10 protein-coding genes are annotated in these 11,901 nt (G+C 62.9%); 4 read left to right on the top strand and 6 right to left on the bottom strand.

Annotated elements, in window-relative coordinates; translation table 11 throughout:
- Positions 1-598: 598 nt before the first annotated feature.
- The 3 genes from JQ629_RS36605 to JQ629_RS36595 all read right to left on the bottom strand — a co-directional run bounded on the left by JQ629_RS36605 (position 599) and on the right by JQ629_RS36595 (position 2,663).
- Entirely contained in the window at positions 599-1,039 is a 441-nt protein-coding gene (locus tag JQ629_RS36605; RefSeq protein WP_212416746.1) for a hypothetical protein, read from the bottom strand.
- Between the two features lie 109 nt (positions 1,040-1,148).
- Positions 1,149-1,517, bottom strand: a complete 369-nt coding sequence (locus tag JQ629_RS36600) for an ElaB/YgaM/YqjD family protein (RefSeq protein ID WP_212270112.1) — start codon at positions 1,515-1,517, stop codon at positions 1,149-1,151.
- Positions 1,518-1,610: 93 nt separating this feature from the next.
- Complete coding sequence (locus JQ629_RS36595) at positions 1,611-2,663, bottom strand: AI-2E family transporter (protein WP_212416747.1); 1,053 nt, start codon at positions 2,661-2,663, stop codon at positions 1,611-1,613.
- Between the two features lie 501 nt (positions 2,664-3,164).
- Between JQ629_RS36595 and JQ629_RS36590 the strand changes: the two genes are divergently transcribed.
- Together JQ629_RS36590 and JQ629_RS36585 are read left to right on the top strand one after the other, a co-directional pair.
- A complete protein-coding gene (locus JQ629_RS36590) occupies positions 3,165-3,926 on the top strand; it encodes a L,D-transpeptidase (protein ID WP_212416745.1) in 762 nt (253 codons plus the stop codon).
- Positions 3,927-3,952: 26 nt separating this feature from the next.
- Complete coding sequence (locus tag JQ629_RS36585; protein ID WP_212416744.1) at positions 3,953-4,588, top strand: DUF2865 domain-containing protein; 636 nt, start codon at positions 3,953-3,955, stop codon at positions 4,586-4,588.
- A gap of 201 nt (positions 4,589-4,789) precedes the next feature.
- On the opposite strand, the gene JQ629_RS36580 is transcribed toward JQ629_RS36585, so the two are convergent.
- Positions 4,790-6,883, bottom strand: a complete 2,094-nt coding sequence (locus JQ629_RS36580; RefSeq protein ID WP_212416743.1) for a methyl-accepting chemotaxis protein — start codon at positions 6,881-6,883, stop codon at positions 4,790-4,792.
- A 193-nt stretch (positions 6,884-7,076) separates the two neighbouring features.
- Here JQ629_RS36580 and JQ629_RS36575 point away from each other — a divergent pair, with 193 nt between their 5' ends.
- Positions 7,077-7,232, top strand: a complete 156-nt coding sequence (locus tag JQ629_RS36575; RefSeq protein ID WP_192737186.1) for a Thivi_2564 family membrane protein — start codon at positions 7,077-7,079, stop codon at positions 7,230-7,232.
- A 68-nt stretch (positions 7,233-7,300) separates the two neighbouring features.
- Here JQ629_RS36575 and JQ629_RS36570 read toward each other — a convergent pair whose 3' ends face one another.
- Positions 7,301-7,501 (bottom strand): CsbD family protein, encoded by a 201-nt coding sequence (locus JQ629_RS36570; RefSeq protein ID WP_211999734.1) that lies wholly within the window; start codon positions 7,499-7,501, stop codon positions 7,301-7,303.
- Positions 7,502-7,779: 278 nt separating this feature from the next.
- Here JQ629_RS36570 and JQ629_RS36565 point away from each other — a divergent pair, with 278 nt between their 5' ends.
- Entirely contained in the window at positions 7,780-9,468 is a 1,689-nt protein-coding gene (locus tag JQ629_RS36565; protein WP_212416742.1) for a methyl-accepting chemotaxis protein, read from the top strand.
- Between the two features lie 27 nt (positions 9,469-9,495).
- Here JQ629_RS36565 and JQ629_RS36560 read toward each other — a convergent pair whose 3' ends face one another.
- Positions 9,496-11,658 (bottom strand): malate synthase G, encoded by a 2,163-nt coding sequence (locus JQ629_RS36560; RefSeq protein ID WP_212416741.1) that lies wholly within the window; start codon positions 11,656-11,658, stop codon positions 9,496-9,498.
- Positions 11,659-11,901 lie beyond the last annotated feature (243 nt).

Here is an 11,901-nt window from a genome sequence, read left to right as displayed (position 1 = left end):
CCATCCCGTCCTACTCAGAAGGGCGTCGGCCGTCGTCACGGACGTTGGACGGGTTGCGGTGGACGCTGGTTTACGCCTCGACGACGGCGTGGATAAGCGTACGGCAAAACCGTGTGGTCCTGGCACCCGTTGCAGGTGTCAAGTTGTCGGATAGGCGTGAGCTGAACGGCAGCGACGGAGTCAACCAAGAACTCGTCTCCGGGGAGATCACGGCATAAGCCGTAAAGCCATTGCGCAGGGAAGGCCGGGTGTTCTCCGCTGCCCTGTATGCTCGTGTGCACTTTGTTTTGTGCAAACCGCACGCGAGACCGCGGGTGCAGCGCGCACCCGGTCTTCCCTGCGCCCTCTCATTTTGGGGGGCAAGGAATTTCTGGCAAAGCTCGGGCGCAATGCGTCGCGAGAATGCGGTCACATATTTGGACCTCGGTGCAGCAACAAACACCGCTGTCGTCCCGGCCTTGAGCTCAGATGCGCAATTGCGCATCGGGGGACCCATAACCACAGGGAAAAGTTATGCGAAAGGTCTCTGCGACCAAGCCTTCATCGAGAGATCACGCGGTATGGGTCCCGGCGTTCGCCGGGACGACAGCTGCCGAACCTACTCCGCCGGCGCCTCGCCACCGGCCTGGCTCTGCCCGCGGCTGGCCAAAAATCCGAGCGCCAAGCCGCCGACCGCCAGAATCGGAATTAGTTTCTTGATTCCGATCGCGCGCACCACCTGGATGCCGGCCGCGACCAGCATCGGATCGGCCAGCATGGTTTGGGCGGCGGATTTTGTCGTCTCCTTGACGCGCGACTCGATCTGTTTCTTGCGCACCATGTAGGAGATCGCCGCGATCATCGTCACCACGAAGAAGATGCCGGCGCCGGTCAGGCAAGCATAAACGGGGCCGTACTTCTCCAGCACGAAGATGAACGCGGCCGCGCACAGAAACGATGTGGTGACGAGCAAAGCAACTGCGGCTGCTGCCGCGAGCGAGGTCAGCCGGAGCGCAGTGCCGGTCGAATCCTTGAAATCATCGATCAGTCGCTGAAACATGGGCCCGCCTCGATCTGAAAAGAACATCAATAAAAGAAACGACCTCGCGCCAGCGCCGGCAGATCAAGGCTGGCTTTCCGGCGCGGGTCATCATTGCATCATCGCCGGATTACCGGCGCCACATTGCGCCGAGCAGGAAGCCTACGCCCAGTGCAAGGCCTACCGTTGCCAGCGGCCGCTGCGTGATGACGTCTTCCAGCGATTCCTCGATCGAGGAGGCCGCATCCTGAGCCGCGTCCATCATGGCGCTGCCGCGCTCGGACATGTCGTCCACCGCCTGCTCCGCATTGGCGCGCGCCTGCTTGTAGCCGCGGCGGGCCTGCTTGCCCGCGGTGCCGGCAAAACTGTTGAGCGCATCGGTGATCTGGTCGGTGAGGGCTGCGATATCGTTTTTCACGGCGGTTACATCCTTTTCCAGGCGTTCGTAGGTCGCTTTATCCGTCAGGTTCTTTGCGGCGTCGCCATTCGTCATCGACATCAAAAGCTCCAGCAAATGTTCCAAGCTACTAAATTTGCGTACCGGGGAAACGCCTGCCTGAAGCGGAAGTTCCTGCTGCGAAACCCTTTGATTCTAGGGCAACTGCGGCGAATTGACCGGCATCAGATGCTCCTTGAGGATCAGTGCGACGATCAGGATCGGCGACGCCAGGAACGCGCCCATCGGTCCCCACAGCCAGGTCCAGAATGCCAGCGCGATGAACACCGCCAGCGCGTTGAGCTCGAGCCTGCGGCCGACGATCGTCGGCGTGACGAAATGGCCCTCGAGGAAGGTCATCGCGGCAAACAGCAGCGGCGCGAGCAGCCCCGCGCTGATCGTCGGGAAGGCGATAAGGCCGACCACGATCAGCACGAGGAACATCGCGACCGGTCCGATGATCGGAATGTAGTTCAGCGTCGCGGCCAGCGCGCCGAGGCCGGCCGGATTGGGCATGCCCGTGACCGCGCAGATGATGCCGGTTGCGATGCCGACGCCGACATTGATCATCGTCACCATGATCAGATAGCTGCCCAGATGCTCCTCGATCTCGTTGAGGATCCGCAGCGTTCGCAACCGTACCGGCCGGTCGCCGAAATTCATCACCATGGCCCGGCGCAGGTCCTTCCAGCTCGCGATGAACAGGATCAGGGTGGCGACGAACAGCAGGAACTCGGCGAGGGTCGGCGACAGGAATTCGAGCGTCGGCTGCACCCATTCGAATTTCGGCATGTGGAATGTCGCCAGCGTGTCCGAGCTGCCGAGCATGCCTTGCAGCTGCTGCCACAACGCCAGCGGCCGGTCGAAGACGTGCATTTTTTCCTTCAGCTGCGCCCCCAGTTCCGGAAGCTTGCTGCTCCATTCCATTACCGGCGATGCAATCAGGCCGATCATGAAGGCTGCGCCGGTGACGACGGCGGCCACGATCAGGACGGCGCCCAGCGCACGGGGAATACGATAGCGCTCAAGGAAGCTCGCCGCCGGCGACAGCATCGTGCCGACGATGAACGCCATCGTGATCGGCAGGAAGAACGCTTTCGCGGCATAGAGCACGGCGACGATGCAGATGATCAGCAGCGATACCAGCGAAAAGGCGACGATTTCGGCGCGGCTGATCAGCGGAGGCAATTCGACATTACCGTCGGGCAGCGGTTTGCCTTCCGGCGCATTGGCTTTCTGGCGGTCGCCCGGCGAAGTCCTTTGGTCATAGGCCTTGTGGTCAGAGGCCTTGTGGTCGGAGGACTTGTTGTCAGAAGGCTTGCGGTCGGATGGCTTGCGTTCGGTTGTCTTGCGTTCGGTTGTCTTGTGCTCGCCTTGCGCCGGCTTTCGTTCCGACGGCTTGTTTTCATCGGACGGTGCCTTGCGATCTTCAGGCGCCCTGCGTTCTTCAGGCAACGGCTTGGGGGGCAATACGCGCACAAGGTTCTCCCCCGCGCGAGGCGGTGTTCACATGGCAGCCGCGACGTCGCCCCGCGAACCGAATTCTCAACCGCCCTAACGAGCGCCGGGAGCAGAAGTTCCATCGCGGAAGCGTGAGCAGGGGCGCGCTTGACAGCAGGCCTGTCAACGTGAGCCGCAGGGAACTGCACAGCCCCGGTCGCGTTGCCAATTCAGAGCATCACACGATGCGTATCCAACCGGGGCAGTCCCATGACACAGTCCTCTCATCGCCGGCGTCAGTCGCGCGTAACCCACGCGCTCGTCTTCATCAGCACCGTGCTGCTGGCCCCCTCGGTATTTTCCAGCGCCGCGAGCGCGCAGCTGCTGGGTTACGCGTCCACCCAGCCAAACGCGTTTCCCTCCGATGAGATGATGGTTGAGCCGGTAACGCCCGACGCGGGCGTCGTGCCGGAGCGGCTGCGCCGTGCCGTCGTTGCTTTCAACACGTCGGAGGCATCAGGCACCATCGTGATCGATACCGGCAACACCGCGCTGTATTACGTGCTCGGTCAGGGCCGCGCCGTTCGCTACGGCGTCGGTGTCGGCCGCGAAGGCTTTACCTGGTCCGGCGTACAGACCATCAGCCGCAAGGCGGAGTGGCCGGATTGGCATCCGCCGGCCGAGATGATCGCGCGCCAGCCCTATCTGCCGCGCTTCATGGCCGGAGGCCCCGGCAATCCGCTCGGCGCCCGGGCGATGTATCTCGGCTCCAGCCAGTACCGCATCCACGGCACCAACGATCCCTCGACGATCGGCAAGTTCGTTTCCTCAGGCTGCATCCGCCTGACCAATGAGGACGTCAGCGATCTCTTCAGCCGCGTCGACGTCGGCACCAGGGTCGTGGTGCTGCCGAAGAATGCGCCGCGCATGGAAACGCGCACCACCATCAGCGTGCGGCCGGCGCGTCCGGCGGTGACGACGCCGCCGTCGGGGCGGCAGGCAATGAATTTGACGGCGTCGCAGCTCAACTGAGCGGCCGAACGTAACGGGAGACGCGAATGGCCGTGAGTAGAATGGCAATCCTGGGCGCGGCGGCTTTGGCAGGCGCTGCCGCGCTGGCGCCTGCGGCGCAGGCCCAGGACTTCTTCTCGGCCCTGTTCGGCGGCATGGGCCGGGCGAGGGGCCCCCATATTTCGTTGCCGTTTGTGAACGACGGCGGACCGATGCCCCTTCAGCGCGGCGAGTCGCGGCGTTATGGCGGCGGCGGTCAGGCGTTTTGCGTGCGTACCTGCGACGGGCGCTATTTCCCCGTGACGGCCTCCGACAATGCCAGCCGTGCGGCGTCCTGCGACAGCTTCTGCCCGGCCAGCGAGACCAAAGTGTTCTACGGCAGCAACATCGACAACGCCGCCGCCGAGAACGGAAAGCCCTATTCGGAACTGCCGAACGCGTTCCGCTATCGCAATGAGCTGGTGGCCGGGTGCACCTGCAACGGCAAGGATCAGACCGGGCTCGCGCCGGTCAAGATCGAGGCCGATCCGACCTTGCGCAAGGGCGACATTGTCGCCGGCGAAAACGGTTTGCTGGTGGCCGGCCGCAGCGCCGACAAGCGCGGCGCCGAGCTGAACTTCTCACCCGCGTCGGACAAGGTACGCGCGAAGTATGAACGCGTGCCGGTGGTGGCGCGAGAGTGATGGGGCGCGGTTAGGGGACGTGACATTCCAACTTCCGTCATGGCCGGGCTTGACCCGGCCATCCAAGTCTCCTGTCAAATCCGTCATCCTGAGGTGCGAGCGGAGCGAGCCTCGAAGGATGAATCGGCCACAGTCCGGGCCGTCGTCCTTCGAGGCGCGCAAGTGCGCGCACCTCAGGATGACGGACATACGGGCGCGCGACTACGCCGCGCGGATCTTGCCGAGGAACTGAGTGACCTGAGTACCCAATTGCTTGCTCTGCGTTTCCAGCGTCTCGGAGGCGTGCTTGACGTCGTCGGCGGCGGCTGCTGCCGCATCGGCGTCGGTCTTCACGCCCGAGATGTTGTCGGAGACGTTCTTGGTGCCCTGGGCGGCGAACTGCGTGCTGCGCGTGATCTCCTGCGTCGCGGCGCCCTGTTCCTGCACGGCGGCCGCAATCGCGGTCGCGACCTCGTTGACCTCGCCGATGATGCCGCCGATGCCCTTGATGGCCTCGATGGCCTCATTCGCGACCTTCTGAATGTCGGAGATCTGCTCCGAGATTTCCTCGGTCGCCTTCGCGGTCTGGCTTGCCAGCGATTTGACTTCGGAAGCCACCACCGCAAAGCCGCGGCCGGCTTCACCGGCGCGGGCGGCCTCGATGGTCGCGTTCAGCGCCAGCAAATTGGTCTGGGCGGCGATCGAGTTGATCAGCCCGACGACTTCGCCGATCCGGCCTGCCGATGTGGCAAGGCCCTGCACGGTACCGTCGGTCTCACGCGCCTGGCTCACCGCGCGGCTGGCGATGCCGGCGGCGTGCGCGGCCTGCTGGCTGATGTCGTTGATCGAGGCGCTCAGTTCTTCCGACGCGGCCGCGACCGTTTCGACGCTCATCGAGGCTTCGCTGGAGGCCTTTTCGGCCACCTCAACCCGCGCGTTGGTCTGGCGGGAAACCGCAGACAGGCCGTCCGAGGTGGTCCGCATCTGGCCGGAGGCGTCGCCCAGCTGGTCGAGCGATTGGCGCACCATGGTCTCGAATTCGCCGACATAGCTTTCGATCGCCTGCTGGCGCGCGGTAGCGCCGGCGTTGCGTTCGCGCTCCTGCGCCTCGATCCGGACCTTGTCTTCGGCCTGCTGCTTGAACGTCTCCAGCGCGCCGGCGAGCGCACCGATTTCGTCCTTGCGCACCGCATAGCCGGTGTCGACCGTCAGGTCGCCGGCGGCGACTTTCAACATGGCGTCGCGCATATTGTGCAGCGGCTTGATGACGCGGCGGGTGACGAGAATCAACGCGCCGCACGTCAACACCAACGCGCCGACGAGCAGCACCAGTTGTACCACCAGCGCGCGGCGGGCCGAGGAATACTGCAGCACGGTGTGGTCCCGGGCGGCGTCGAGCGCCGTTTCGGCGACCTTGACCGCGCTGCCGAGGCGCCCGACCGTAATCGGCGTCCACTGGTTTGCGGTCAGTTCGGGCTGCCCGCCGGCGACCATTGTCGTCATCAGGCGATCGCGCAAAGTGATGTAGTCCGGTTCGAAATAGGCGGTCTTGGTCGCGGCTATCGCGGCGACAAGCGCCGGCGGCAACTGCATTCCCGAGGCGGTCAGTTCCAGCGCGTTCCATGCGGCGTCGATGCCGCCAGAAAATTTCAGATATTTGAGCTGTGTTTCCGGCGCCGCCTTTCCCGCGGAGAGCGCGTTGGAAACCAGCAGCGATGCTTCGCCCGCGGTGTTGCGGAGCAGCCAGGCGATCTGCTTGATCGCCAGCAATTGGTCGATCATCGGGTCCTGATGGTTGACCACGGTGGAAAGCGCTGCGGACAATTTGTCGAGCGTCTCCAGCAGCGCGGTCGCGGTCTCCATGTATTCCTTGCCTTGCGTCGGACGGCGGGAGGCCTTCGGCTTGTTCACCTCGTCCCAGAATTCCTTCTGCTGCGTGCTCAGCTTCTTGAACAGACGATCGAGCTCAGGCACCAGTGTCTGGGCTTGCGCGAATTCGATGGACGGGAGCAGCGTCAGCGCGTTGCTCAAGGCGGGCATCTGCGTATCGCGGATGTTGCGCAGATATTTTTCGATATCGCTGTCCATCGGCGCATCGGCATTCAACAGCCGGTTGGTCGTCGAGCGGTCGGTGCGCAGATTATGCATCGCCTTGAACATATTGGCGGATGCGTCAGTGACCACCGAGATGCGGTTTGCCACCTGCAGGCGGCCCCAGGCATCCCAGGCGTTGAGCGAGAATCCCACCACGACGCAGAACGCGGTGGCGAGGATGACGGTCTTCAGCAGCGTGGATACGGTCAGACGGTTCAACATGATGCTCCCCCAAAGCCGGGGTCATTTGGGGGTAAAAGGGTAAATACTTAGACAGCGCCGGCGCCGTAGAACTACGGGGGCCATTGAAATGGTTGTAGTTTTTCTGTTTGCACGCGGGTTCCCTGTCCGGAACCCAATGTGACCTGACACGTTAACAAAATATCAACAGCGCTATTCAGCCGAGGGGGCCCGCATGATTGTCAGCGTACTCGTCACGTTTCTCGTCGTTATCCTCGTTCTCTATCTCATCAACCTGCTGCCGCTTGATGGCCGCGCCAAACAGATCGCGCGCGTAGTCGTGATCATCCTCGGCGTGATCTCGCTGTTGAAATACATCGCGGTGATCTAGCGACCGCGCAAACAAACCGCCCAAACAAAAAGCCCCGGCGCTGCCGGGGCTTTTCATTCGTGATGACCCTACTTCAGGGTCCCGAACCAGTCGTCCACGTCCTTGCGGATCTGGTCCTTGGCGAAGCCATAGCGTTGCTGCAGCTTGCCTTCGAGTTGCTCACGACGGCCTTCGATCACATTGAGATCGTCGTCGGTGAGCTTGCCCCATTTCTCCTTGGCGGCGCCCTTGAACTGTTTCCAGTTTCCTTCAACCCGGTTCCAATCCATCGTCATTTCTCCCTGTGAGTTGAGATGAATTCTCAACGGGCGCACGATCCAAACGTTCCTGCGGTGCGGCAAATCGGCGTCAGCCGTGCGACAGATCGCGCGACGCCTCCCGTATTTGAACGGACCCTACACCGTCAAAGGGCAATCAAATATTCCGGACCGGAGTACCGACACAAACTGAACGTTAACGCGAGTGATAAATAGTCCTCGCGTCTCAATAGAATTTTAAATTCGGCTGCGAAGAGCGGAACCGGATCGATTTTGAGGAAGCGTTGGCAATGAAGCTTCGTTTGACGATCACGCGCGCCATAGTCCTGTTCGGCCTTGTCACGGCAATCGGTCTGGGAGCCGTGGTGTTCACCGGCATCTTCGCGCTCGGCGAGGTCAAGGTCGGTGGACCCCTCTACAACAAGCTCAAGCTCGGCAACGATCTGATCGCCGACATCCTGCCGCCGCCGGAATACGTGATCGAATCCTATCTCGAAGCCACCCTTGCCCTGAACAATCCGGCTGAACTCGCCAACCGTCGCGAACGGCTGAAGCAATTGAAGAAGGAATATGACGAGCGCCACGAGTTCTGGGTGAAGTCGGACCTCGAGCCTGTGGTCAAGACGAGGATGGTCGTGGATTCGCATCGCGAGGTGCAGCGCTTCTGGACCGCCATCGAGCAGGCGTTCCTGCCGGCCCTGGCCAAGGCGGATGCCGCCGCCGCGGCAAAGGCGTATTCGGAAATCTCGGCCGCCTATCTGGCGCACCGCGCCCTGATCGACGAAATCGTCAAGAAGACCACTGACGACAACGGGGCCATCGAAACTGCCGCGACCCTGCGTGTTGGCACGTTCAACGTTATTCTGTGGGGCATCTCGGCCCTGGTCTTCCTGATCATTGGCGGCGGCCTTGTCGGCGTTGGCCTCGGTGTGATCCGGCCGATGACCCGTATGACCGGCGTGATGGCACGGCTCGCCGGCGGCGGATTGGACATTGAAATACCGTCCCTCAAACGAACGGATGAAGTCGGCGCCATTGCCCGCGCCGTCCAGGTTTTCAGGGAAAACGCGCTGCGCGTTCAGGCCATGGAATCCGAGCAGGCCGGCCTCAAGCTCAGGGCGGAGGAAGAACGCAAGCTGGCGATGAGCCAGGTCGCCGACGGCTTCGAGCAGGCGATCGGCAAGATCATCGAGGCCGTCTCGTCGGCCTCTTCCGAAATTGAACTCGCCGCCGGCAGCCTGACCAGGACGGCCGAAACCAGCCATAAGCATACGGCAGAGGCGGCATCCGCTTCCGACCGTTCATCGGCCAATGCTCAATCGGCGGCTGCCGCTTCGGAGCAGATGGCTTCCTCGGTGACCGAAATCGGCCGCCAGGTGAAGCAATCGGAAGACATCACCCATGCAGCCGTGCGTCAGGCCGAACAGACCAATGAGCGGATCGCTGAACTGTCGCAGGCGGCCGGCCGCATCGGCGAAGTCGTCAAGCTGATCGCGGCGGTGGCCGCGCAGACCAACCTGCTGGCGCTCAATGCGACCATCGAAGCGGCGCGCGCCGGCGAGGCGGGCCGCGGCTTTGCGGTGGTGGCTTCCGAGGTCAAGGCGCTCGCCGCCCAAACCGCCAAGGCGACCGAGGAAATCGGCGCCCAGATCACGCAGATGCAGTCGGCAACGGAGCAGTCAGTGTCCGCGATCAAGGCGATCGGCGGCACGATCGGGCAGATCTCCCAGATTTCAACGGCGATTGCCGCAGCCGTCGAACAGCAGGGCACAGCGACGCAGGACATTGCGCGCAACGTTCAGCAAGCCGCTCAGGGCGCCATCGAAGTTGGCGGTTGCCTCGCCGATGTCAGCCGAGGTTCGGCCGACACGCAGGCGGCGGCCGAACAGGTTCATGGTTCCGCCCGTTCGCTCTCGCAGGAAGGCCATTCCCTCAAGCTCGAAGTCGGGAAATTCCTGCAGACTATACGCGCGGCCTGATATCCGGACGGAACTCAGGCCGGCCGGTCAGCCGGCCGCCTTGGCTTCGCGGCGGCGGGCGGTGAGGATGTATTCGGTGTAGCCGTTCGGCTGCTCGCGGCCCTTGAACACCAAGTCGCATGCGGCCTTGAAGGCGATGCCGTCGAAGCCGGGCGCCATCGGCTTGTACAGCGCATCGCCCTTGTTCTGACCGTCGACAACCACCGCCATGCGCTTCAGCGACTCCATCACCTGATCCTTGGTGATGACGCCCTGATGCAGCCAGTTCGCCAGATGCTGCGCCGAAATGCGCAAGGTGGCGCGGTCTTCCATCAGGCCGACGCCGTGGATGTCAGGCACCTTGGAACAGCCGACGCCCTGGTCGATCCAGCGCACCACATAGCCCAAAATGCCCTGGCAGTTGTTGTCGATCTCCTGCTTCACGTCGTCGGGGGCCCAGTTCGACTGCGACACCGGAATGGTGAGGATGTCGGAGAGTTTCGCGCGCTGGCCGCCCTTGGCGAGCTCCTGCTGTCGGGCCTGCACGTTGATCTGGTGATAATGCAGCGCGTGCAGCGTGGCGGCGGTCGGTGACGGCACCCAGGCGGTGGTGGCGCCGGCCTGCGGATGGCCGATCTTTTGCGTCAGCATGTCGGCCATCTTGTCGGGGGCTGCCCACATGCCCTTGCCGATCTGAGCATGGCCGGGCAGGCCGTCGATCAGGCCCATGTCGACGTTCCAGTCTTCATAGGCCTTGATCCAGGGCTGCGCCTTCATGTCGTTCTTGCGGATCATCGGACCCGCTTCCATCGAGGTATGGATCTCGTCGCCGGTGCGGTCGAGGAAGCCGGTGTTGATGAAGCAGATCCGCTTCGAGGCGTTCTGGATGCAGGCCTTGAGGTTGACCGTGGTGCGGCGCTCCTCGTCCATGATGCCGACCTTCATGGTGTTCTCGGGCAGCGACAGCATCTTCTCGACCTCGCCGAACAGCTCACAGGTCAGCGCGACCTCGTCGGGGCCATGCATCTTCGGCTTGACGATGTAGACCGAGCCGGTGCGGCTGTTCCTGGTCTTTGAGCCGCCCTTGAGATCGTGGATCGCCAGCAGGCCGGCGACGGCGGCATCGAGCAGGCCTTCGGGAATCTCCTCGCCCTTTGAGTCCAGCACGGCGTCGGTGAACATGTGATGGCCGACATTGCGCATCAATAGCAGGCTGCGGCCGTGCAGCGTGAGGTCCTTGCCGTCGGCCGTCTTGTAGACGCGGTCGGGGTTGAGCGAACGCTTGAGCGTCTTGCCGCCCTTGTCGAAATCGGCCGACAGCGTGCCGTCCATCAGGCCGAGCGTGTTGCGATAGACCAGCACCTTGTCCTCGGCATCGACGGCGGCGACGCTGTCTTCCATGTCGAGGATGGTCGAGACCGCCGATTCCAGGATCATGTCGGCGACACCGGCAGGATCGTCCTTGCCGATGGTGCTGCTGCGATCGATTTTGATTTCGACATGCATGCCGTTGTTGACCAGCAGGATCGCGGTCGGCTCGGCTGCGTCGCCCAGATAGCCGGCGAACTGTTCGGCCGATTTCAGCGCGGTGGCGTTGCCGCTCTTCAGTTTGACCGCGAGCTGGCCGGCGATCACGCTGTAAGACGTCACGTCGGTGTGGCTGCCGGTCGCGAGCGGCGCGGCAGCGTCGAGGAACGCCTTGGCCTTGGCGATCACCTTGTCGCCGCGCGCCTTGTTGTAGCCGCGGCCAGCCTCGCTCGGATCGTGCGGGATCGCGTCGGTGCCGTAGAAAGCATCATACAGGCTGCCCCAGCGGGCATTCGCCGCGTTCAGCGCATAGCGGGCGTTGGTGAGGGGGACGACGAGCTGCGGTCCGCAGATCTTGCCGATTTCCTCGTCGACATCAGCGGTTTCGACCTTGTGGCTCGCGGGCTCCGGCAAGAGGTAGCCGATCTCCTTGAGGAAGGCCGTGTAGGCGTTCATGTCGAACGCCTTGCCCTTGTTGGCGCGGTGCCAGCCGTCGATCTTGGCCTGCAGCGCGTCGCGGACAGCGAGCAGTTCGCGGTTTTTCGGTCCCAATTTGGCGATGATGGCGGCAAGCCCGGCCCAGAATGCGTCGGGGGAAATCCCGGTTTTGGGGGTCGCCTCCTTGGCGATGAAATCGAACAGTTCAGGGGCGATCTTCAATCCGTGGGCATCGACACGATTCATGATGGGCTTTCTCGGGCAGAAACGGCGTTGATGGGTGGCTTTCAGGGATGAAAGCAGCAAAAAGCGCGCCAAAGGGCAGTTTTCAACTGCCTTTTAGCGCTAAAGCCGGGTCGATGAGAAGGCCCCAAAAAGCCTAGAGCTCCGTTCCGATGGAAATCGGAACGGAGCTCTAGTGTCCTGAACCAAAAGTTCGGGGCATTTTAGACCTTCGCAGGCGAGTTGTAAGCGCAGAAGCGTTCGATT

The organism is Bradyrhizobium sp. AUGA SZCCT0222, from assembly GCF_018130205.1.
Lineage (GTDB): Bacteria > Pseudomonadota > Alphaproteobacteria > Rhizobiales > Xanthobacteraceae > Bradyrhizobium.
This window is presented reverse-complemented; position numbering and strand designations above follow the sequence as displayed.